The following is a 24,433-nucleotide window of genomic DNA, read 5'->3' on the forward strand; positions in this document are numbered from 1 at the left end:
CAATTGAAAAAGTTCGTACAAGAGACAACTTCTACTATTTATGATGCATCAATTGTTTTTTCCCAGGTTGAATTACCCTCAAGCTGATGAAACAAATCGGTGATTTTACTATAAAACGCTTTCGTCTTTTCGGTTCCAAATCGTCCGATTCCACTAGGGTGAAGATGTTCTCCAGAATCTGATGTTTGCATGTATCCATACTCATATATAAGATAGTTATATATTCCGGGCTTGCCGTTCCCGTTTTTATACCCCAATGAAATCCATATCATATGTGTGTCTGAATAATGGGAAGAATTTGATGGCGAAGTAGCGAAAAGTCTTCTGCTGTATGGATATTGATTCATTAAATTAATCACTTTTTTTATTTCGGTTACATTCTGTGTTTGAATAGTCGTTGCAGCAATTCCATCTTTTGTAATAGTTTTGTATGAAATTACGGCATTTGTTACTTTCCTGTCCTGCATTGCTCTGTCCACTGTTACTGGTTCTGTAAACCACGCCCATGCTGCTGTGACTATAGCCAAAATCAATGAAATACATAATATAATTATTTTTTTTCGTTTTATTCTCAATTGGTGATCATCCCCTCTTAAGTTGGCCATCAGCATTGAAAAGCTAAGAGAGCGCCATATTACTATAACGGCGCTCATGTATAACTTAGGAAGCCACTGAGTTAATTAAAATTGTCGCTTGGTGATATCAGGAGGAATATGCAGAGTTAAAAGTCGCTTGACCATACTGGTAAGATTCAATTCTTTCAACCCAACCACCGCTTACATAGCCATAATAGGCTCTTTTATCGGCAGATGAATAGTTTTGGGTTTGAATATTTGAAATTTTAGAGTCCGATCCTCGTTTGTTTCCACCGGACACACCCGGGATTGAAATAAAGTTTTCGAACTTTCCCGAAGCTTTTTCTGTCAATGATCCAAAATAGTATTGACCATCCTCCACAACATAAGTGTGCTTTGTGGTCTTTGTTTCAAATAGTTGAGCATAATGAGTTACTTCAGTAGTGCCTGATACCGAACTCGGTACAGCTGAAGCAAAAATACTCGCTATAGAATATGAGCCAAATGTCACTTTATCAGCTACCTCACCTACAATATATTCTGCGATTCCTTTAATGACACTATTTTTATAAGTACCCCAAGGGGATTGATTTACATCTGCTGGGTCGCTATGATAATTGGTTGTAACTGTTTCTTCAAAATACGTTTTATTTCCATATCCCTTATAAGTCCTTCTGGAACTTGTTGCTTGTGGCAAATATACCTGAATACTGTCTATATGAATTTGATTTTTTTTAGAGTTAGCTATAACATCAAGAATATAATTAGTAGTTTCCTTTTGAATGTTTTGTTGCTTAATCACAGCATTAGTGGTTTCGATATTTTCCAACGGAATATCTACCTTTTTCACAGGAATGAATAAATCATCTTTCACTTTAGAGAACAGCTTTCCATTCTCATCTTGATACATGCCATCCTTGTTTATCGTTACCTTGACTCCTTCCGAAGTTCCAAGATTATTTACCTTGTAATTACCGTCACTTTGCTTAATGATAATCCTTTCAGGATCATGTATAGTCGCGGCAAGCCCAGGCACAGAAATGGTGGTGGATATTCCAATCACAAGAACTAAACTGATAGCCTTTTTAATAGTATTTCTCATTTCACACACTCCTTTAGCATTTTTATAATTGTAATTACCGAAATGGAACAAACCTGATTTGCAATTAGTTCAATAGACTTACTCCTATTTAATTGTAATTTAGAATTATTTTGCTTTTACTATAATACCATTTTTTACCATTGTCAATATGTAAATTTTAATTGGAGCTTATATTTCACATTCTGATTCATTAGCCGCTTCTAAGATATCAATAGATCCGTTTGTTGCTTTTACATCATGAATGGACTTAGTACGTAGTTTCTCATAATCATCTTTACCAAGTTGTACCACGGTAGCCAACATACGTGTTAACATATCCATTTCAACTGCTGTTCGAAAATTCCCTTTTGAAATTCGCGTAGCTAGGTTATTAACCAGTCCTTCCATCTTTGAACCAAAAGCGCCGCATAAATAATCTTGATTTAGTTGAGAAGTGATGTATCCAAAATAAAAATCAACAGCTTTTTCGATTACATCATTTCTCGAAGTGCAGCCAGCAAGATTAATAAGGCTATCCACTTTTGCGTAGCATCCTCTTTTTAGATAGACTGTGCATTTAAACTTCTTATCTGAATCAATTGAACTGTCTTTTACAATCTCTGTATTTATAAAGTCAGGCATGATTTTCCTCCCAAATGTTGGTGGCAAAACTGGTGGTAATAAAAAAGTAAGTGCTTTAGCGCCTTTATAAACACAATTTCAATATTTTGATTCCTGTTTTGCCACCAAATAAAAAATTTTGCCACCAATGTCATATTTCTTAACGCCCAGCACCGCTGGGCGTTGCGTAACTAAGCGCCACCGTTTTGGTGGCGCTTCTTTATCCTGCAAAGTTGCTCCACAGGTTTTCCTTCCATAGATATCTCTTTGAGAAAACCTAAAAAAACCGCATAGCAGGGCCAAAAACAAGCAATTTAGCCATCGCAGGAGCGACTAGAACCCACATTACTTAAATCCATACCAAAATCCGGTTCTTCAGAACCGGATCCTGACGGCCCTGAGGGAGCAGAACGGGAAGATTTTTCAGCGTTGGTATGGGAGGCAGCAGTCGATTTTTCAATGTATTTTCGCACCGGAGAAGGCACGAATTTTTTGTAAAAAGTCTCTGCTGTTTTGCTCAACTCATCACTAATATCCAATCCTTTTTCTTCCATAAACTGCTGTGCGGCGTTGAATTTTTGCGGTTCAATTTTTAGTTTTACGGTGATTGTTTTCATCGAAATTACCTCTTTCCTCTTAATGTAAATTGTGTTCTGCCAGTGGTTTAGCGCGCCTAAAGCAGAGAAAAAACATTTGATTTTTATTCTGCTGGCATGAAAAAAGCCATCAGAGTTTTCCTTTCTGATGGCATTACTTGTGTATTGAGTTTTATTCAAGTGTCATTCCCGGTTCTTCTTCCAGTTCCTGTTCACATACCGAAATTTTCTGAAATAATTCAAGAAGTTTTCCACCTTTCGGATTGACAAGCCGGATGTATTGCTCCTGCTCTTCAAGAGAAATCGGTGTTGTAATCCTCTCAAAGGTTTCCGTCATTTTTCGATAATCGCAGCCAAAGGCAAGTGCGCTGGCTTCGATCATATCCGCTGCGGATACGTTCGAAAAATCGACTTTATAGCCGGCAACTTGAGCAAGACTTTCAATAAACACTCTCTGTGTACGTCCATTTCCTTCTCGAAACGGATGGATAACATTGATTTCCCCTAAATAATAGGCCAGCTTCTCACAAATATCATCCTGGGATGTGCCAATCAGATAATTCTCTTTTTTAAGCTTATCAAAGGTTAGCTTTGCCCGGACTCGATATATATGCAGTTGCAAAATTGATTGCCTTTTGCAATGTTAACTGTCCGAAGCTGCCCGGCCCAGGAATAAATATCGCGGAAAAAAAATCGATGAATCGCCTGCAAATGTTTCAGATCAAAGTTTCCTTTGATTGGATTTTCCGTGATTTGTGAAATGCGTATAGTTGTAATTTCACGTTCTGCCTCGTTCAGCGCCTTGCCATTTTTTATGCCTAGCTTATTGATCAGGATAAAAGAATTGGGATAACAATAATTGCTATCCCATTCTTAATCATATTGATATTCGTTTTTCATATAGTCATAATCACCTTTCAGACGGGATGGTGTGCTTCTTTACAAGCCTCTTGACCATTTCATCATATGAGGTTTTTCCTGTAAGACAATCGCGTAACCTCTCTTTGTCATCATCCGTTAAGGGCATACCTTCCATAGCCATGGTACCGTTAATTTCATCGATAATCTTTTCCACGTCTTTCATTGAATAGCCCCCTTTTGTATATCAATATTATACTCCTTCCAGAAGAAAATAACAAAGAATTTTGGCAGGCAGGCGTGCCTAAAGCAGAGAAAAACAATACTATTTTAGATATAGCATCGGGTCGACTGCTTTTCCATTCTTCCGAATTTCAAAGTGGCAGTGGTTGCCGGTAGAATCTCCGGTGCTGCCGACCAGCGCAATGGTTTGTCCCTTTTGTACTTTCTGACCATTGCTGACGAGCAGCTGCGCGCAGTGGCCATACATCGATACCAGATAGGATGAATGCTGAATTACTACCAAATTTCCGTACCCGGTGTAAGGGGTTGAACCGAACTGTGCATAAATCACGGTGCCTGATTCGCTGGCATGTATCGGTGTGCAGTAAGGTGCGGCGAAGTCGACGCCTTTGTGGAATTGTGTCCCTTTTCCGGTAGGATTAGAGCGGCTTCCAAACAGAGAAGTGATCGTATACTTACCAGTTTGAATTGGGTAAGCAAACAATCCGCCGTTAGGATTTTCCTCACCGGTTGTGCTGTAGTACCGCAGCACATGGCTCACGTAATTAATGTCGCCGTAGCTTTGCCACCCAAGTTTGGATGCTTCCATTTGGGAGAATTCTGCGGCATTTTCCTGTGTGTAACCGCCTTTTTTCAGCGCCCAAGTTATGTAACCGTTGCCAAAATTGTAGCCCTGCAGAGCAAGACTGATGCCTTGAATATCCTGGGGAGATTTGCATTTTGCTGCCTTCAGACAGCTTGCCAAGTACTGAACACCGATTTGGATGGAGTAGTCAGGATCGGTAATGCTGTTAGGACTGTGAGCATATTTGGTGTTGTATGGGCTTTCGGAGCATTGCATCGGGTCGGTTCCGGAGCCCCCGGATTCCTGCTGCATGACGGCCATCACCAGGGAAACATAATCCGGAATACCGTATTGTGAGCAGTATTTGCTGATCAGGGGAACAAAAGAGGATACACTGCTTGAAATCGAACCGCCGGAATAGGGTAGGAGCAATTCTGAAAGATTTTGAATATATGCACGTTCGTTGTCGTTAATCTGGATATGGAAAGAATCCTCTACTTCGTTAAATATTTTGGTTGTGTCACTAATCGGTAGTGCAATCATATGTATGAGGTACTTTGGTTTTCCTTGCTCATCCAGAACCGCATTCCCATTTTCATCAACAACTGCTACTTTTTTGCTGGATTCTGTATAAAAGCAGCGAAGCAGCTGTCCCCGAATGGTATCTTTGTCCGGGTATTTGGAATTGTCAAAAACCGTAATATAAACCGCGTAAAGAAGTGGCGTGTTCAGTTCTCCTTCCTCAATTTCCGCATTTACCTTGGCAATCAATGGCGCATAGTCCTTGGCAATTTGATCTGATGTGTAGACCTGAAGGTTATGTGCAGTACAGCTCGTTCCTACCGCAGTAACGATCAAGGCGATGATGATAAAAGCACTCCCGATGATCTTCCATGTGCGCTTATCGGAGGCCAGCTTTAAAAACACTTTAATAGCAGCGGCACTCATTATTGACCACCGGCATTCCCAAACAGCGCGCTTTTATAAGGTGGCGCAATGACATGAAGATGATACCGTTCATTTCCACATTTAAATAGGCAAAACCCTTGATTGGGTTCGCGAATCAAATCATACTCGCATTCCGGAAGAGACAGGAAACGTTGAAACTCCTTCTCATCGCAGTTATCACCGGGGTTAAACAGAAAGCTGTGCGTTGGAATACTAAGAAGCGGCTTGGTGTATTCCTTGATTCCTGGGAGCATTAAATCTTCTACATTCTGACTCGCAAGAATAACGTCGGAGTTTTTTTTGCGTCCTCGCTTTACAAAGCTGCGCAGATAGTTGACCGCGATTGGGTTTGATACAAACAAATAAAGCTCATCTACCGCCAGGACCGCATCGCCTTCGGTCAGGTATTTGTGGCTCATGTAAGAGAAAATATTCATAAACATGGCGTTCTTCAGGTTTTCGTTTGTTTCGAGCATTCCTTTTACGGAAAAATCAATAAAATCCGCATTTGTGATGTTTGTGTACCCATTAAAGAATGTACTCTCGGAACCGACACAAATAGAGCGAAGACCAAGCGTCAGGCTGCGTAAAACATTTTTGGTATAAAGCTGACCGCCTGCCTCATCGTATTCCTCCAGCTCTTTTTTGCACAACTCAAACAGATCGGACAAAATCGGATAGTCATTCGGCTGGAATTTATCAAAATCAGAATCGTCGGAAATGTCAAACTGCTGATACAGCTTTTCCAACAGGATTTCCAGCGTGTCCAGCTGCTCCATTGAAAATTCTTTGTAGCAACGGAACCAGTCCCGTAAATAAGCAATATGCTGGCTCAGTATGGTTCCTTTCTTAAAAGCCACCGGAATATAATCCTCATTATAGTCTTCATCCTGCTCATCGGTTATTGGATTATCCGTTAACCTATGGGGTTCCAGCACATTAATAAAGTACTTGCCCGCCATCATATTCAAATAGCATGCGCCTAGATTTATGGTCAATTCCCGATACTCATCTTCCGGGTCCAGAATAAAAATCCGCTTATGAGCCTGACGGAAATTTGTGGCCAGAAGCTTTATCAAATGAGATTTTCCCTGACCGGAATTTCCCAAAATCACAATGTGTCCATTCGTCTTATCTTGTGTTCGCCGGTCAAAGTTTACGATGATGTTGCTACCACGTACATTCTGCCCGATATACATCCCATTCGGGTCCGTTTTACCGGAATAAGAAAAGGGATATAGATTTGCAACGCTGCCGGCCGGTATGGCCCTCTGAAACTGCGATTTGAACTGGTCTTGCCCGGTCAGCATGACGGACAAAAATCCTTCTTTTTGAAGAAGCCAAAGGCTGTCGTAAACGATTTTTTGCTCTGAACAGAAAATCATTACTTTTTGCTGCAGGTCCTTCAGCTTTTGGAGGGATACGGCTACCATCTCGATAAAAACAGAGCAGTGCAGCAGCTTTTCTTTGGTGTTGTGCCTTTGTCGCAACATTTTATCAATGTCATTCAGATCTTCTTCTGCCTCAATTTTTTCATTTGCTTTTGTAGTGGTGTTTTTTCGATTGTTATTCCGCTTATTGGAATTGTCAATGATTTTATTTTCTTCCGCCGGGGAGAGAGGACTTATGAAAATTTTCAGCGTGACACCGTCCATCTCGCCTAACTCTTTTAATATTGCACACTGATCTGTTTTGGCTGGATACTCGCGTATCGCCCAAACGCACCGGAATGTGTTGCCGATCACATAATAATCTGGATGACCGAAATCAGCGGTCGACGGGGAAACCATGTCCATAAAACTTTTGAGCGAATCAGAAACTTGTGAATCCGCCGGTGTTTTGGTTACTTTCAGCGGCGTTTTCTCTTTTCTTTTTTTCTGCCGCACCGGTTTTGGTTTCGGTTCAGGTACATTTTGTCTTTCATCCGGAGCAACGCTGACCGGTTGCAAATCTGGTTCGGATTCCTGCTTTTCTTCCTGATGTTCTGCCGGAACAGGCGTTTCCTCCACCAACTCCTTATTACTACCGCTTGCTAAATTCCGCCAATACTGTGCCAGGCTCAAATCTGTTTCCCCCGCCAGACCGTTTTCATAAATTATGGCCAGCTTGTATTCAATATTTGAGTTGGGGCAGCGCTTCTCTTGTTTCACAAATTCCGTGAACGCTTTGATGTATAACTGATCGGCCGCGTCCTGGTCCTTATCCAACCCTTGACCGGCTGCGCACATTTTTGCCAGCTCGTAGTCAGCAAAGGAAATATCCGCACTGGAGGCTTTTGCGTACCACATGGCAGCCTTTGTATAATTCTGCTGCACAAGCACCCCCCAGTAATACATTTTCCCCAGCACATAGCATGCGTACTTATCGCCGCGGTTTGCCGCAGAAATATACCACTCCGGTTCGCCGTTGGGGTTATACAGTTTAAGCATGGATACCACACTGTCGTTTCCATCTGAGGTCGCTGCCAGCTCATACCAGGATTGGAGCTGCTCCTGTGGTGTCAGCTGCCGTTCCTCTGGCAGCTCGTCTGAAAGGACCTTCGATTGTTGCATAATTCGGTTCATAACTTCATCTCCAATAGCTTCACATACCTTTCTCCATCAAAATCCGGATAATCGGTATCAAAAATGTTTTGTTCCAGGTAAATTGCCAAAAGTCGTTTTATATCTGTTTCCTCGGCCTGACGCACAATCATTCCGTTATCCTTGAATACTCCATAAGCCGTGCGCAAAACCTCGTTTACATGTTCGAAAGATTCTTTTGCAGAAAAGCGAAATACTGCGACAAATTCACGGCTGGTTGCCATGGTTACTTGAATGCGGTCAAAAAAACGAATGTCCTCCTCATCCAACTTTCGCAGGGTGTCATTTGTTTCTTGTTCCTTGAGTTTTGACAAGTAGTGCTTGTTACTGTCATAACTCTGTGCAGAATTCAGACAGCAAAAAGTAATCGTGCCAAGTGTTTCCAGAACGGTTGTCAGCTTTGTAATACGGCTCTTGATATTCACTTTTGAGAGTACATTGAGATTTACCGGTGTTATCAGTAAGAATCCCAATTTCTCGCCTGTATTTAAAGAAAGACAGCTGCCCTCAAAGGCAGCTGTTCCTAACAAATCCTGAACACTGATTTTCTTTTTCCCAATAAGGTCAAAAAGACTTTTCATGCTTTGATTCCTCCCAGTAATAAATAAGCTGTGAAAATAGTACGTATCTGCAAACCTTTATGATGTATTGGTAAATATGTATTCTGCCAATGATCGCGGTCATAAAGGCATAGATAAAGAGAATCAGGAAGGGAATAAGTGAGCGAAGCACCGGGATGGAAAGTGTGGAAAATAGAAATATCAAGGAAATAATGATAAGATCGTGATGCGTCCACAAGCCTAACACCGGTGGCGCTTCCAAATCTTTCGGATAATAAAACATAACTTCTTGCCTCCTTAATGCATCAGGGTTTTCCCAAGAGAAATGAGAGAGCTTGTAGTATGAACGACACTGGTTAAATTACCCCTTACGGAGGTATCCAAACCAAACATCTGCGCGATGCGCGGAACCTCGGCACCGGCCAGCATTAAGCCGGTGCCGATCAACATCTGGTCCTTAAAAACATATAAACCGGCCACCAGCATGATATTTTGAAGAAACGCGGTAAAACAAAGGCCGATGACTTGTTTACACCAGGAAATAAATCCGTCGAGGTATCCGCGTGGAATACTGAACATATACAGAGAGCCAACACAAATCTGTATAAATAAGATTCCACCGCGCTTTAAGTTACCAAAGAGAATTTTTAAAAACGCATATGCAAACGCCAGAATAAAAAGCAGTTCCGTGATTTGAGGTACGTGCTGCTGCTGGCCGGAAATCGAACTGGCGGCACTGCCTGCAATGGAGCCAATGACATTAGCTAGTGGATTTCCAGACACCAAGTTCACAAAAAAGGCGATAGCACCCGCAATCATTTGACCGGAGGACATGGGAACATTTGCTTGCGTGTTTGTGGAGGCCGCAGTGGTGTTAACCACAGCAGCAATGGCAGACTCAACGTTCACGCTCAACTGAAACAGTTGAATTGGGACGGTCGTAAACAGCACGGAAGCGAACATTCCGATACCAATATTTTTCGCGGTATCCATGAAATCCGCTTTCCCATTATCAAAAGAGATAAAGAACTCCAAGATTGCCAGGACAATCCCAACTAGGACTAACGCATAACCAAATAGCTGAAACAGATAAATAATCGCTTTGATAAATTCATTGCTAAATAAATCTGCTCCCAAGTTGCCAATGTATTTGTTAAACTGGTTCATGAGATCTAAAGTCGTGTAATAGAGCCATGTTTCAAGCTGCTCAATGGAATTTCCAACAGTAAACATTGCTCAATCACCAGCCGATCGCGCTCCAAGCCCAAAATGGGGCAGATACGGCAAGAATCAGCCCTGCGCCTAATCCTGCCGGTTCGATCCATTCAATGCGCCCACCGTTTCTTTTGTACTCAGCAACTGCGGTCGCTAATTTGATGACAAAAAGGATTCCTAGGACTGCGTCGGCAAGCCCGAATACCGTTATATTTACAATCAGTTTGATCTGTGGTTTTAAGTATGAATTGTATGCGTTATTTACTGCATTAGCCACATTGGCCTCCCCAGCTGCGAACGCTGTTGCTGAAAAGAGAGTAATAAAGACAGTAACAAAAATAAAAATCAAAAGACTTTTACGCCAAGTTGTAAAATTTAATCGTTTCAAAATTTTTCACTCCTATTTATCAAGTTTTGGTTGCCTAAAGCAGAAAAAAATAATTACATACACAACTCCTGTTCTTCTTCCGGCTCGAAAATTTCCGGGTCCGGCTGGTCATCGTCAGATTCCTGTCTGAGAACCACTTCTTCGGCCAGTTCCAATTCCTCCGGGGTCAGATAGTCGTTCGCTTCTTCTGGAATACTGACCATTGCTGGAGTATTAGAATCCCCTCCGGAGAAGACAAACATCCGGGCACCGGTTTCCTGAAAAACCCTGTCCAGCTTTTGCATCACGATATGTTCCTGATATTCTTGAACGGCAACCGGTTCGATCTCTTTCAATAAATTGAGAGAATTTTGAACATCCAGCCTCGCATCTTGGAAAGGAAGCTCACGAAGCTCATCCGAATAAGTCCCGGAAAAGCGGTTATCGATATCGAAAAACGGCCGGCCGAAATCATTGAGAATCAACAGAGCAAATTTATCATGTTTCGCCACTGGGCAGTACGTGAATGTCACCAAATCATTCTGGTCAATCACCAAGTAAGGTAGGGCAGTGTCCTTCATTGGGAAAAGCTGACTGTATTTTTCTAAGCCTAATTGCTGAAATAATTTATTCCACTCTGATAAAATTAATGGTTTCAGAATGTCAGCAACCGCTTTTTGCAGTTCACCGGATTCCATTTTCAAAAAATCAAGAGCATGTTTCGCACCATCCACCGTCACTTTGTTCCCATTGTCAAAAAGGACTTGTGCAAAATTGCCAAGATTTTTGTCGACCGTAACAGTGTAGTAAGCCGTATAAATTGGCTGATACTGCTGCAGAATCATAGATTTTTGCGTATGAAGCTTTTTTAAATCCGGTTTCATATTCAATTCCAACACTTCTTTCATGTGTTTTATGGGAATCCCATGTGTTTTTGCATACTCAATCTCACCACGCATTCCGGGTGAGATTACATTACCGCAGACCCAAAGTTCGTCGCAGCGGGAAAGAAGAGCAAGGCCCATCGCAAGCGCACGCTCTCGTTGCTGTGGAACATTGTCATTGAGATACTTTGTGAAGATGGTATGCGGAGCCAGAGGAACAACGTCCATTCGTGCGGCTGATGCGCAATATTGATTCGCCATCTCAATGTTTTTTTCCATATCCCCGTGCAGGGGAGAACAGATATAGACCAGTTTCATGTCATCTCACTCCTTTCAGAATGGTAAATCTTCATCCGACACGTCCGGCGGGAAATCGTCAGAAGGCGGTGGAGCGTCATTTTGTGGCTCTGCTGCGTTATTGCGTTTTGATTCTGCAAAGTGTACGCTGTCTGCCACTACTTCAAATGCTTTGCGCTTGTGGCCATCTTTGTCCGTATAAGACCGTGTTTGGATGGAACCCTGTACCGCCACCAGTTGGCCTTTGTGGAAGTATTTGCATACAAAATCCGCCGTACTGCGCCAGGCAACCACATCGATGAAGTCTGACTGGCGTTCCGCGCCAGGCTTCACATACAAACGGTCGACCGCCAGCGTAAAGGTGGTAACAGCCAAATCATTTGCTGTGTGACGCAATTCCGGATCGGCAACCAGCCGACCCATTAGTACTGCAACATTTAGCAATATACTTACTCCTTTCTAAAAAATTAGGACAACCGGTCAATCCGGTTGTCCTAAAAGGCTGCTTTTACATTTCTAAGTCCATTTCATTATTGTGTTCCTCCTCGATTTCTTCTGTTTGAAATGAATTGCAATCGGAAGTAATAATTTGTTCATTATCATTATCTAAGTTAGACGAAAGTTCGATGTTGAGCTTATCCAGCCTTTTCGTCTTTTCATCTAACTCGGATTGATATTCCCACGGAATTTTTAATTGCTCGTTCAGCGCTGAAATTTTCTCTTTGGCATCCACAATTTCTTGTTGGCAGAAATGGAGACGCTCATCTAAGTCCTTTAAAACATTATCCAAACGCATTGTGCAGCCAACAGAGTCCTCTCCGAGTGCACATTCATACCTTCCAGAACCACATAACATGATTTTATGGATTCGTGAAAAAGAACTATACGTCAGCTCCATTCGGAATCCGCGGTATCTACCGATAGGCAAATACTCACCGTCTGTCCGGTACGCGTTTACTTTCTGGAGAATTACTTGTCCCGCAGCTTCACGCTTTTTATAGATTTTGCCGAATAACTCCATCTCAAAATCTGATTTTGCATTTTCCTTTAAAAGAGCAATATCCTTTTCAAGGTTTTGAATTGCCTGTTCGTTTCGGGCAATACGCTGAGGAAGGCGAGTCAAGCAATCATCCTCCATGTTATATCTTTCAAAATTGAATTGTGCTTTTAGTGCGTTAAGCTCTGCAACACGAACGCGCAGTTCTTCGCGCTCTTTGATGCGCGGGTCGTTGGTGGAAAGCATTTTTACGGTAGCATAATCCAATACGGTTTCGTCAATATCCTGCGCATGACGCTCTGCACATCTGCCGGAGGAAATTTGGCTGATGAAGCGCTGTTTTTGCTCAAGTATCTGCCAACTGTAGGCGTCAAATGTTCCTTCTGTGACGTACCGGTACTCGGTGACTTCAGAATTTTCATTTCCGCGGCGGAAGGCTCTGCCGTTTCGCTGCTCCAAATCACCCGGTCGCCAAGGGCAATCTAGATGATGAATTGCAACAATTTTATTCTGAGCATTTGTTCCGGCGCCCATTTTTGATGTGGATCCAAAGAGAATTCGTACTTTTCCGGAGCGCATGTCAGCAAAAAGCTGTTCTTTTTGCTTTTCACTGTTGGCATCATGAATGAATTTTATCTGTTCTTCAGGAATACCTAACTGAATCAGTTTCTGCTTCATGTCATCATATACATTGAATTTTCCATCATAGTGTGGGGTAGAAAGGTCGCAGAAAACCATTTGTGTACCGAGTTTCGGCGTGCTTTCCTGCCATTCCTTAAAAATCGTCTTGACAGCCAAATTCACCTTGCTGCCTTCAAAATCTTCATAGGAAGGGTCAAGGATACGCATATCCAACGCACCACATCGGCCTCTGTGAGTTTCTTTTAAGGCGTTGTCTTCCCACGGCTCCACAACCCCACTATGAATTCGTTCAAAACACTCAATAATGTCCTTAACTAAGTCCTTTTGATCCTGACTTGGTTTTGCCACAATTATCTGTGGTTTACCATATTTCATGGCAGGAACAGGAAGCTTCAGCTGGTCGGCTGTCTTGATATCTGCCACTAAAGAATAAAGATTCATAAGTTCCGGAAGATTTACAAATTCTGCGAACCGAGTCTTATAGCGGTATTGCGTACCATCCGGCGTGAGTTCCAACGAAGATACTTTTCGACCGTATTGAGCGGCCCAAGCATCAAAATGCTGGAATCCCATTTTGGAAAGCGTGTCGCTCTCCAGATACTTCATCATGACATACAGCTCGGACATACTGTTGGTGACCGGTGTGCCGGTAGCGAATACCACACCACGCTGGCCATGATTTATCTCTTGGATATAGTCGCATTTCATGAGCATATCAGTGGATTTTAACGCATGACTGGAGGAAATGCCCGCCACATTGGTCATTTTTGTTGGGATAAATAAGTTCTTATAGTAATGCGCTTCATCCACAAAGATTTGGTCTACACCGAGTTCTTCAAAGGTCAGAAGGTCGTCTTTGCGGGATTGATTTGAGAGTTTTTCCAACTGTTCCTCAAGCGACTTTTTCGTACGCTCCATCTGCTTGATTGTCCAATCCTCACCGTTTTCCTCTGCGGCCAGTTCCATAGCTTCTGTTACGGCTTTAATTTGCTGGCGAATAATTTTCTCACGACGTTCCGGGCTGATAGGGATTTTTTCAAAGCTGGTACTTGCAATGACGATAGCGTCATAATCGCCGGTTGCGATACGGCTGATAAGGCGCTGCCTTTTGGATTTCTCAAAATCGCTCTTTGTCGCCAACAGAACATTGGCTCCGGGATAGAGTTTGAGAATATCACTTCCCCATTGGTCAATAAGGTGTCCCGGAACGACATACATATTTTTGTTGCACAATCCAAGTCGCTTGGATTCCATCCCTGCGGCAATCATCTCATAGGTTTTTCCTGCGCCTACGCAGTGTGCCAGCAAAGTGTTTCCATTGCTTAATATTCTTGCCACCGCGTTTTTCTGGTGAGGTTGTAGAGTGATTTCAGGATTCATGCCGGGAAAAGTCAAATGACTTCCATCGTACTGCCGAAGCCGGATATTGTTGTAAATATCGTTGTATTTTCGAACTAGGCGTTGCCTGCGTTCAGGATCATTGAATACCCAGCTTTGGAATTTATTTTCGATTGCTTTTTGTTTTTCCCGTGCAGCTGCCGTTTCAGTTGGGTTTACCTCATAGGTGTCATCCGGCTTTCGGTCACGAATTGTCGGCGTCTTCTGATTTAGGGACAACTCCAGCAACGAATATGCATCAATCCGATGAGTACCAAAGGTTTTAGTGGCCGGAATGTCAGATTGAATCAAGGAATGAGGAATGCCATTGATTCTCCATAGCGCTTCAGACGGGAGATAGATCACCTTCAGTTTTTTCACATAATAAGGCGGATCGAACTGGTCGTAAATAAACTGCTCAATATCCTCCGGCTCCAATAGAGGGGAGCCTAATCGAATATCTATCTGAGATGCGTCCAAATCTTCCGGTTGAACCTGTTTCAGAGCTTCGACATTAATTTTATACTGCTCATCCTCTGCTGCGGCATTTTCTGCAATGGACAGTTTTTCTCGTACATTCCCGGATAAGTATTCTTCTGCGGTAAGATAAGTACCGTCGATAGGGTCTTTATAGATAATGCCGGACAAGTCTTTAACAATCTGTTCTTCAGATTTGTCTGTCAGTTGAGCTATGTACGAAATATCCACACGTCCTTTTTGATTCAGGCAGACAGGTAACGCTTCCATCGCTGTATCAACATGGGTGATTACCTGCGGCGGGCGAATAGTGCGCCTTGTAAAAATTGCAGCCTTGGTAACATTATTATCTTCATCGATGTTTTCAAGGCTACAGAGTAACGGATAATCGGAATCGGCCGAAAATGCTATGCGGTTGCCGGGCGAATTCAAATAACCGTATTTCTTTACATAGGCATCGTAAAGTTGATTCAGCTTTGCTTGTGCTTCATGAACAGCTTCATCCGGGCAATCATTGCTTTGCACTCGGATAACTTCGCGTGTGGCATCACGAATTTCAATCATTCCACGAATGCGGCGTTCCCGCATATCCGGGAAATTCTTTTGAGTCATCTGGCTGTTTTCACGGTAATATAGCTTACCGTCCTCTGCAACGGTGTAGCTGAAATTCTTAACATTTGGATCTGCTGGTATCGTTACGGTGCTTTCGTTTTCTTCTAAATCGAATTCAGGAACAGAATACTCTGCCTGTATCAGGGAGATTACTTTCGGAAGCTCCTCACGCCAATCAGAACCTTCGCGCGGAATGAGAGAGGTGTCTTTTGCACTGCCGTACATACTGTCGTCAAATACCATTTTGCCGAGCAGCATTTCGGGATGGTCGGCATAATACGCATTGATGGGAACACCATCGTCGATGTAAGTGAGATTTACCCATTCCGGCTCTACATCTACCATGCGTTCCCGTTTTTTCAGGAAGATAATATCCGCAGTAACTTGAGTGTTGGCTTCTGCTTTCATCATGGTGTTTGGCAGGCGTACTGCTCCAATAAGTTCCGCGCGCTGGGCTATGTATTTACGCACAGCGTTGTTGGATTTGTCCATTGTCCCCTTTGAGGTAACATAGATGATAAGTCCTCCGGGACGCACTTTATCCAGTGAACGGGCAAAGAAATAATCATGAATCAGAAAATTATGCTTTTCATAGCGTTTATCCGGAACCTTGAACTCGCCAAATGGGACATTGCCGATTGCCACATCGAAGAAATCGTCAGGAAAAGCTACTTTTTCAAAGCCTTTAATCTGAATGTTTGCTTTCGGGTACAGCTGCTTCGCAATCCGTCCGGTCAGGCTGTCCAACTCAACACCGAACAAGCGGCTTTTCTGTTCAATATCCGGCGGCAAATAACCAAAAAACCGCCCTGTGCCACAGGACGGTTCTAAAATGTTTCCTCCGGTAAAACCAAAATTTTGAAGAGCAGTATGTATAGCGTTGATTACTGCCGGAGGAGTGTAAAATGCCGTAAGAGTGGATGCTCTGGCTGCTTCATATTCCTCCGGAGTAAGCAGTTCTTTCAACTCCTGATATTCTTTCTGCCAGTTAGCGTTCGATTTGTCAAACGCCTGAGGGATACCGCCCCAGCCAACATATTTTGAGAGGATGAGTTGTTCTTCCGGGGTTGCAAGGCGATTCTCAGTTTCAATTTGTTTCAACAGGCGAATTGCTTCCACATTGAGCTTATAATGTGTTTTCTGGCCGCCTGTGCCTTCAGACATATCCGGGTAATGAAAGTTTATAAGACTCTCATTGGAAAGCCTTTGCTGTTTTATATTTTGCTTTGGTAGACTATCAGAATCCACAGACAGAGATGGTTCTGGAACTGCTTGTTCTTTTAACAGGCTTTCTACTGCTTCATCGGGCTGTCTTTCAACTTGCGGAGCTGACGATAGCTCACCAAATAAAGAGAGCTGCTCCGGTCGTCTGGCTGGTGTCTTTGAAAGAAAGCGCCCGTCTGCGACTAAATCCCGGATTTCTTTCTGAATCATAGTCCACGAAACCGACCGGGAATAATCGCCCTCGGAAAGCTTAACGGAAATACGAAGCCCTTTCCCGTCAAAATCGAAAAAGCCGCTCTTTCCGTTTTCAAAATTGATAGTGCCACCATAAATACCGTAATGATGCTTCAGAAACGCGATGGCATCCTTTGCAGACGGGTTTGTCTGATAAAAATTTGAAATGGCCTGTCGACTTTCATCGCTCAGGCGTACCAAAGCAGAGAAAAGATAGATATCGCGGAATTCGTCCTCGCTTATAAAGGCATTGTATGCCGGTTCACCGTTCAGGGTATCGGCATTATCATCGGAATATAAAAAGGCAGCTTCTTTTGAAGCTGTCTGAATGTCTATTTCTGATAAATCACGTCGTTCAGAACGATTTCCTCCGCCGTTTTTAGAAGCCAGTTGTTGTACTGAATCATTTCCATGGTGTCCTCCGTTTGCGGCGGCGGGTTCTTTTTGCGTAGCTGGTTCAGTATGGTCGTTTCGTACTGGTTCGCTTCGGCTTCCTTCTTGTGGCACACTTCCATCAGCTTCAGCGAGGACACCAGAATGGCGTACCTGCCCGGTTGTGTCTCCTCCAGATACTTTTTGTAAATCGTCCCGTATTTCGACAGGTCTTTGTCGTATTGCGGCTCGGTTACTGCCAGACTCGGATATTTCAGGCCGTCGCGTTCTTCGTACTTGATTGTCATGCTGTTGTCTCCTTTGTTCTATTTTCTGTTCATGCTCCATCTGCTTGACGGAGCTTTCAATTTGCCGCAATAACAGTCCTGCGTGTTTTATGCACGCAGTACCCAATATTATGGCATGATAGTAATCTGTAAAAAGGGGTAAATCGTTGAAAATCAGAGAATCCGGAATTTTACTTTCCGGAGCAATTCTATTATATACCATTTGTGTGATGCTGTCAGAGAAAATTTCTTGGATGATGGCATCAATCTCAGAAACATCAACGCTTGCCAGTTGAGTACCGTCTGCATTTTCAACAATCTCATAGCAGTATTGACCGTAACATTCCTGCACGACGGCCTCTATTACGTTCTGAATACGCCGGTCGAAACCAGCCCCACCTTGTGTAATTCCATACCGGTCTTCAAGGTCAATAAGGACGGCGTCCTGATATTCGGATTTCAGTTTCCATGGAACTGGAAAAGTGTTTGGCGCTCCGTTGGTATCACTGACGTCAAATACATAAGAAAGCTGAACACGGCTCTCAGTGTCCACAAGAATTGGAATCCCGTGCGCACCGGCGTTTACGCGCCGGCCGACACGGTTCCATGTTTCGAACGGTGCCAGCGCCGTTGCATCCGGGCGCTGGGCATAAATGAGAAGCGCAGAAGTAAAATCGTATTTATAGATTCGCGATGCAAACCTTAAAAACGCTTTCCACTCCTGCACAGAAGAAGTCACTTTTTGCAAAGTTTGATTTAATAACTTTTTGCATTCGCTAAGTTTGTCCATGAGTTTCCTCCATTCATAAATAAGCAGCCGGAGAACTCCGGTTGCCAGCTGATACTCCAATTAATCAAGTAATTCAAGAGCAAATACTTCCATGCGCTGTGTATGTCCCGAGAGTCATTGTATGCCCATCCTTATAGTAAATTGTGACAGGCACAGAAACGCTTTCATAATAATTAGTTACTCTAATTTGTAGATCCATTACATTATCCCAATCCTTAAAAATATTGCTTGAATTGAATGTTGCGCTTTCTGAACTGCTATGAGTTTTGACTTCTCCAAACGCTACGTCTGCGCTATGGATGTCTTGTATTCCCATATTGTATATGGATTCGTAAGAACTGGATTCCCCAACCACAATATGGTCAATAGCTTGAGGGTGTAAGAAATGGGCATATATATATCGAAATTTTGGTTTAGTAGCACAAATCTTAGAAAAGATTATTTGGTCTCCAAAATAAGATACATAAGTACTATTATCGTTATTGTTTGTCGGAACATCCATGTAATACCAACTTGTGCAATCCTGACCGGCCGATGTACCCGAGTTATTGAGCACAAATGTTTTTTCTCCGGGTGGTGTAATCCATAGTGCCGTATTTGCATAAGGTTTGCTGGTTGCGCTTGTTGACGTTTGAATTTCTATTGTTGTAACGTAGGTGTCTACAGGTAATACATATTGTCCTAGACGCGTTCCATGATCATGGCTTGGTGCTGAGTTTTCCAAAGTGTCTACAGACATAACGTCTACACCGTTTAAAAGGACCTTAGTATCAGTGACAAAATGAAATGACTGAATTGCTTTAAATATAGTTCCAGCTCGTAATAGTGTAGGCGAATTGAATGTATAAACTGCATGAGCCGTGCCGGAACCTGTAGCCTTACTGAAACTAGCTATACAACCATATAGCTCAGAATTTGAAATATAGGTTTCTTGTCGGTCAACGTTACTAACAGATAATGATGCAGTCCATTTGTAGTCTAAATCACAGAAGGATGCTGACAGCGCCATATTTCCTGTTACGGTTATTGACCGATTGGCCGTTGTAACTCCATCAGACCATGAAAGGAATTTATATTGATTATACGGAGTGGCCGAAAGAGTTACGACGGAGCCATAAGGATAAATACCGCCGCCGCTCACTGATCCGTGCTCTCCAGCACTGACAGATACAGTATAAGTATCAATGACGAAGTTAGCTATCAAACTGATATTTTGCGTCGCCGTCACAGTTCGACTTGCCGTTGTAACCCCATCATTCCATGAAACGAAATGAAAATGAGGGTTTGGAACAGCTGTCAAAGTAACGGATGTGCCATATGAATAGGTTCCTCCGCCAGTTATTGTTCCATTAGCACCACTAGCCATGACAGTGAACGTGTCCACCTCAAATTGGGCAGAAACCGATACATTCGAATTAAGCCGGTTGATGACATAGGTCGAATTTGTTCCTGCTGTCGACCCATCCTCGTTAATCCACTTGACAAAGTGATAGTGGGGTGACGGTGTAGCTGTCAAAGTAACCGAGCTGTTTTCATCATAAATTCCGGCTCCGGTTACGGATCCATTTGTAGTTGGCTTGACTGTTACCGTATATTGAATGGGGGTAACAGTAACCTGACATTCTGCTGAAATATTTCCATCATGAGTGATAGCGCGAATCGTTGCACAACCAGCACCAACACCCTTAACATTGCCGAAATTATCCACTGTGGCAATGGATTCATCGGAAGATTCCCAAATCACAGCCTGATCAGTGGCGTCGGCCGGAGTAATTGTCGGAGTCAGCTTATCTCCGGAAAGCCGAATAAGCGTGAGAGAAGTTTTGTCCAGTGATATTCCTGTAACAGGAATGATCACTGTAACTGTACAGAACGCGGTGAACCCACCGTCATGGGTAGTTGCCGTAATGATAGCGGTGCCAGGCTTGACTGCTAGTATTTTTCCGAAACTGTCTACCGTGGCCACTGATTCGTCCGATGAGGTCCACTGCACCGCCTTGTCGCTGGTATCCTCCGGGAACACGGTTGCAGTCAGGGCTTCATCCTTTCCCATTGCTAATGTAATGGCCGATTTATTTACGGCTATTCCAGTCGCAGGTACGGTAACCGTAACTTTGCATTCTGCAACATGGGAACCAGCCTTTGCCGTAATGGTGGTTACGCCGCCCTCCACGGCGGTAATGACTCCGGAATCGTCCACAGTCGCTACGACGGGGTTGCTCGAAGTCCATTCCATAGTTGGTTTCTCCGTGGTGTCCGGTGGATTAATCGTAGCTGTTAAGGCGGTCTGTGTACCCTTGATCATATTCAGTTCCGTCTGGTCAAGCGTAAGGGAAGAAATAGAGATAACCACTGTCACGTTACAGGATGACGTATACTTCTGATCTTCCGTGGTTGCGGTAATGACCGCTTTTCCTGGGCTTATGCCAGTAATTTTTCCGTTTGAATCGACGGAAACCACATCATTGTTGCTGGTTGCCCAAATCACTGTTTTATTTGTACAATCAGACGGAGTAACGGTTGCGGTCAAGGTTCGAGCCACGCCCTTGTCAAGGCTGAAATCCTCAGCGTTTATTTTAATGCCGTCCGGCGGCACTAAAACAGTAACGGTGCAGGATGCTGTTTTGCCGTTTGCCGTTGCCGCAACCACTTGGGTGGTTCCAGCACCTACAGCAGTAACCTTTCCGGATTGATCCACCGTGGCGATTTCCGGGTTATTGGTTTTCCATGTAATTGTCTTATTTCCAGTTGCGTTGGATGGGGAAATTGATGCTTTCAGTAGTTCTGAGGTTTCCCCCTTGTTTAGTGTAAGTGTTTCCTTATCCAAAGCAACTCCGGTAATCGCTTTAGACCTGTGCCCGCCGGAACCGGAATGTCCTAGCACTGGTGTGCTGGGAACCGTTTGTTTCGGGAAACTGGATGTTTGGGAACTAGAAGTCGGCTCACTAGGAGATGAGTTTGAAGAAGATGTTGACGATGGAGCCGGTTTAGAAGAGGTGGAAGAGGCCGACGATGCAATATCTGAAGATACTTTACCCGGCGTAACGGATATTGGACTTGGTGTTACATTTGGCTTTGAATGTTCACCCGATACTTCGTCCTCTTTTGCGTCAGGATCGGAGGATTCCGTCTGTGAAGATGTTTCGTGCGAAATAGAATTAGATGGATTAATTTTCTCCGGATTGATGTAGGAATTTTTAGGGACGTTGCTCGTTATCTGAAGTTGTGCGGTATGTGGATTTCCAGTCATACATGCAGAAGTATTGAATACTCCGGTCACGGCCTGCAGCACTGCGGGCATTTGACCGGTTGCTACGGCATAGCTGGACACCCCTGCGCCAGCGACCACAAATCCTATAAGCAGAGAAAAGAGGAACTTACGATGTTTCCTCTTGCTTTCATCTTTCATGTAAATACCTCCTTACAAACAAAAAAGCGGAACTAATTCCGCTTTTTTAGAACTTTGCGGTATAACCCGCTTTTACTTGCATAGGAATAACAAGCGGCGGCAGTTTCTGCCAGCCGAAGGATAAAGGCACTGTCAACGTATAGGTTGCCGTGCCGGTGAATTTAGGCTCATTTCCAAAGCTATCCGGTGCGAATGGAGTATTTGTCATCTGGATGGATAAATCTGAAATACGATATTCCATTGTGCTGCCGTTGTATTTTGCGTGTCCGGAGCCATCAGATTTTGTCCCCAGCTGCTTATCCATGATGGAGTAGGCAAAGTCGGCATTGATGTCCTCCGTCCACTTTCCGTTATTCAGTTTATATCCGCCGCTATACCCTTCGCGCAGACCATTGTATAGTCTGTCGTAGTTTTCTGTACAGGTCTGTGTAATGACGGTTTCCATACCGTTACGCGTACCTTGGACAATCACATTCAAACGCAGGTATTCCAGTCCACAGGCTACAAGGATGATTAAAAGCATGGCGACGACTACGGTGCTGATATTACTGCTGCCTTTACTGTTCCGTAAGACTCTTTTGAGCTTTTTTATCATCATTTCCAGTAAACCTCCGAACGCCCCGTTTGTTTTGAAGTTAAAGGCACTGGAAATGAGCCAAACCAGCCGAACCCAATGTCTTTGGTTATTCTGCAGGTCACGGTAAATTCATCGTCCAGCTGAATTTTACCGGTTTTTGACCAGCTGATATCGGGATGCAAACCAGTTTCTTCAGACAATTTTCGTGCTTTTTCCGTAGTCTGCGTGCCTACCATGCCGGTTAATTCAGCGGTGCGTTTCAGCTCTGTCGCGTAAGTGTCGAGCTGTTGTTTAGCGATAATGGCAGGAAAAGAGTATAGCGCGATGGCAATAATCATAACAGAGATAATCAGCATGACCGGAGCTTCAAATACAATGCTTCCGTTTCGTGATTTCAGAATCCTGTTTATTTTCTTCATGATGATGACCTCACATCAGTTGTCTTAGCAGGTTTACGAAATAAATTGCGATTGGCGTAAGAAACGTAAGAAAAAAAGCGGCCAGAATCAGGTAGTTGAATACTTTTACTTTGTCCGGCCGTTTCTGCGCAATCATTTTGAGTTGTTGCAGTTCCTGCTGTTTAAAGTCGTTAGCCAGCATGGCAAAATGCATGATGCCGTTATCACCGCGAATGACCGCCAGCAAACCGCGCACAGTCTGGCTCATCATGACGGTATTCACACGGGATTCCAGATGGATTAATGCCTGCTCCTGTGAGCCGGTTTTCATCTCAGCGATTGTTATTTCCAGCTCATACCGAAATGCATCGCCAGCGCTTGCTTTGTACCCCTCTAAAATTTCCAAGATATTAGAGGTACTGTTCAGCTCCTGCTCCACAGTGGAAACAAAACGCGGCAGTTCTCGGTTAATTTCTTCATGGCGCTGCTTTACCTTCGTCCGTGCTTCATTTATATCTCGAAATATACCCCATACTGACCATATGATGATGATAACATCCATCAACGGAGCCAATAGGGAAAACGGAATTAGGAATAGCAGCTTTAGCAGCGCCTTGACAATACAACGTGCGAAATATGTTTCCGGCTGCATTGGAATTTCCGCGACGGCCAGCGTTGACCTCCACTCTTTTTTTCGGGATTCGCTGAGTCGGATTATTTTGCTGAGTCTCGAAGCTAAAGATATTTCAATAGCTTCAATATTTAAAATGGGATGTTTTTTCGGCTGCGTTATGCTCATCACAGCCTTTGTCGCTGCAAGCGTAGGAATGTGACACAAGTCGCAGGAAATCAAGTATATACCAAACGACAGGAATAAAACAAATATTAATTCCATAATTACCTCCTGTATTCGACAGGCCGGGTATTCTGAACGACTGCGACCAGCGAAACAATTAATATCACCGCGTCAATCGTAATAATGATTTTTCCCGCCATCGAGTACATCAAGATGTTATACCAGTCTGCGTTCATCATCCGGAGCATGGGAATCTCACCAATCAGCAAAAGCGCCATAATGACAAACTCTTGCATTGGCTTGTACATCAGGTTGTTTAATTCTCCCGATACATAACGCATATCTGACAGCTTGTTTACAATAGGCAAGAGGGTGCTTTTTAAATTTCGATCATCCTGACATAGTTTCATGGCGTCGATCCACTCACAGAACACATCACTGTCAATTTGATCTTTCATTTGATCCAGCAAAGCCGGAATATCCGGGCTAATCATCTCAGCTTGCACCAAAAAGCGCTGAAACGTCGGTTTTATCTGAGGGTCAAGATACTGAATATTTTCCGCGACCGCCGTAATGATGGAATCTGTGCGAACATACGTCGACGTAATCGTGGATAAAGCGGTTTCCAGTGCGTTATTGAAGTTCTTTCGATTTTTAGCTGCCATCAGCAACACATATAAAAACGGAAGCAGAGCAAATCCAATCGCCAAAACTGGTGTAAGGAACAGATTGCTCACAGCGCTGGACAGTAAGATACCGACTATGGCAAGGATAAACGACATCATAACCAACTGTGAAAAACGGCCGATTTGATTCTCTTGCCGCAGGGTATCCTGTGTTTCTTTCACA

20 protein-coding genes are annotated in these 24,433 nt (G+C 43.4%); all 20 read right to left on the reverse strand.

Translation table 11 applies throughout. The features are described from left to right. Window positions 1–38: 38 nt before the first annotated feature. The 20 genes from ACSVDI_RS12535 to ACSVDI_RS12630 all read right to left on the reverse strand — a co-directional run bounded on the left by ACSVDI_RS12535 (window position 39) and on the right by ACSVDI_RS12630 (window position 24,432). Window positions 39–575 (reverse strand): hypothetical protein, encoded by a 537-nt coding sequence (locus ACSVDI_RS12535; protein WP_277668388.1) that lies wholly within the window; start codon window positions 573–575, stop codon window positions 39–41. 127 nt (window positions 576–702) lie between these two features. Then, on the reverse strand, window positions 703–1,677 hold the full coding sequence (locus tag ACSVDI_RS12540; RefSeq protein ID WP_457943362.1) for a hypothetical protein: 975 nt from the start codon (window positions 1,675–1,677) through the stop codon (window positions 703–705). A 168-nt stretch (window positions 1,678–1,845) separates the two neighbouring features. Next, window positions 1,846–2,298, reverse strand: coding sequence for a hypothetical protein (locus ACSVDI_RS12545; RefSeq protein WP_457943363.1), 453 nt, complete (start codon window positions 2,296–2,298; stop codon window positions 1,846–1,848). A gap of 78 nt (window positions 2,299–2,376) precedes the next feature. Then, entirely contained in the window at window positions 2,377–2,508 is a 132-nt protein-coding gene (locus tag ACSVDI_RS12550) for a hypothetical protein (protein ID WP_457943364.1), read from the reverse strand. Window positions 2,509–2,591: 83 nt separating this feature from the next. After that, window positions 2,592–3,053: a hypothetical protein gene (locus ACSVDI_RS12555; RefSeq protein ID WP_457943365.1), complete on the reverse strand. Its 462-nt coding sequence runs from the start codon at window positions 3,051–3,053 to the stop codon at window positions 2,592–2,594. Continuing rightward, complete coding sequence (locus ACSVDI_RS12560) at window positions 3,046–3,495, reverse strand: Fic/DOC family protein (RefSeq protein WP_457943366.1); 450 nt, start codon at window positions 3,493–3,495, stop codon at window positions 3,046–3,048. Before ACSVDI_RS12560 ends, ACSVDI_RS12555 begins: the two co-directional genes overlap by 8 nt. Window positions 3,496–3,783: 288 nt before the next feature. Then, window positions 3,784–3,957: an antitoxin VbhA family protein gene (locus ACSVDI_RS12565; RefSeq protein ID WP_457943367.1), complete on the reverse strand. Its 174-nt coding sequence runs from the start codon at window positions 3,955–3,957 to the stop codon at window positions 3,784–3,786. A gap of 99 nt (window positions 3,958–4,056) precedes the next feature. Further along, window positions 4,057–5,487 carry a lysozyme family protein gene (locus ACSVDI_RS12570; protein WP_457943368.1) on the reverse strand — a complete coding sequence of 477 codons (1,431 nt, stop codon included), beginning with the start codon at window positions 5,485–5,487 and terminating at the stop codon, window positions 4,057–4,059. After that, entirely contained in the window at window positions 5,487–8,051 is a 2,565-nt protein-coding gene (locus ACSVDI_RS12575; RefSeq protein WP_457943369.1) for an ATP-binding protein, read from the reverse strand. The genes ACSVDI_RS12570 and ACSVDI_RS12575 overlap by 1 nt, the downstream gene beginning before the upstream one ends. After that, window positions 8,048–8,650: a hypothetical protein gene (locus tag ACSVDI_RS12580; RefSeq protein WP_457943370.1), complete on the reverse strand. Its 603-nt coding sequence runs from the start codon at window positions 8,648–8,650 to the stop codon at window positions 8,048–8,050. Before ACSVDI_RS12580 ends, ACSVDI_RS12575 begins: the two co-directional genes overlap by 4 nt. Window positions 8,651–8,926: 276 nt before the next feature. Beyond that, window positions 8,927–9,862 (reverse strand): conjugal transfer protein TrbL family protein, encoded by a 936-nt coding sequence (locus ACSVDI_RS12585; protein WP_457943372.1) that lies wholly within the window; start codon window positions 9,860–9,862, stop codon window positions 8,927–8,929. A gap of 7 nt (window positions 9,863–9,869) precedes the next feature. Beyond that, on the reverse strand, window positions 9,870–10,232 hold the full coding sequence (locus ACSVDI_RS12590) for a DUF3852 family protein (protein WP_457943374.1): 363 nt from the start codon (window positions 10,230–10,232) through the stop codon (window positions 9,870–9,872). A gap of 53 nt (window positions 10,233–10,285) precedes the next feature. After that, window positions 10,286–11,413: a DUF7768 domain-containing protein gene (locus tag ACSVDI_RS12595; RefSeq protein WP_457943375.1), complete on the reverse strand. Its 1,128-nt coding sequence runs from the start codon at window positions 11,411–11,413 to the stop codon at window positions 10,286–10,288. A 15-nt stretch (window positions 11,414–11,428) separates the two neighbouring features. Beyond that, window positions 11,429–11,836 (reverse strand): single-stranded DNA-binding protein, encoded by a 408-nt coding sequence (locus ACSVDI_RS12600; RefSeq protein WP_457943376.1) that lies wholly within the window; start codon window positions 11,834–11,836, stop codon window positions 11,429–11,431. A 64-nt stretch (window positions 11,837–11,900) separates the two neighbouring features. Continuing rightward, window positions 11,901–18,404 (reverse strand): helicase-related protein, encoded by a 6,504-nt coding sequence (locus ACSVDI_RS12605; protein WP_457943377.1) that lies wholly within the window; start codon window positions 18,402–18,404, stop codon window positions 11,901–11,903. 73 nt (window positions 18,405–18,477) lie between these two features. After that, the gene (locus ACSVDI_RS12610) at window positions 18,478–21,813 is read right to left on the reverse strand and encodes an Ig-like domain-containing protein (protein WP_457943379.1); all 3,336 of its coding nucleotides are present in this window, start codon (window positions 21,811–21,813) and stop codon (window positions 18,478–18,480) included. A gap of 46 nt (window positions 21,814–21,859) precedes the next feature. After that, window positions 21,860–22,411, reverse strand: a complete 552-nt coding sequence (locus tag ACSVDI_RS12615; protein ID WP_457943381.1) for a hypothetical protein — start codon at window positions 22,409–22,411, stop codon at window positions 21,860–21,862. Beyond that, on the reverse strand, window positions 22,408–22,809 hold the full coding sequence (locus ACSVDI_RS12620; protein WP_457943383.1) for a DUF4320 family protein: 402 nt from the start codon (window positions 22,807–22,809) through the stop codon (window positions 22,408–22,410). The genes ACSVDI_RS12615 and ACSVDI_RS12620 overlap by 4 nt, the downstream gene beginning before the upstream one ends. 10 nt (window positions 22,810–22,819) lie before the next feature. After that, window positions 22,820–23,683: a secretion protein F gene (locus ACSVDI_RS12625; RefSeq protein WP_457943385.1), complete on the reverse strand. Its 864-nt coding sequence runs from the start codon at window positions 23,681–23,683 to the stop codon at window positions 22,820–22,822. Between the two features lie 2 nt (window positions 23,684–23,685). Then, window positions 23,686–24,432, reverse strand: coding sequence for a type II secretion system F family protein (locus ACSVDI_RS12630; protein WP_457943387.1), 747 nt, complete (start codon window positions 24,430–24,432; stop codon window positions 23,686–23,688). Window position 24,433 lies beyond the last annotated feature (1 nt).

The sequence above is a fragment of the Caproiciproducens sp. LBM24188 genome (assembly GCF_054130445.1).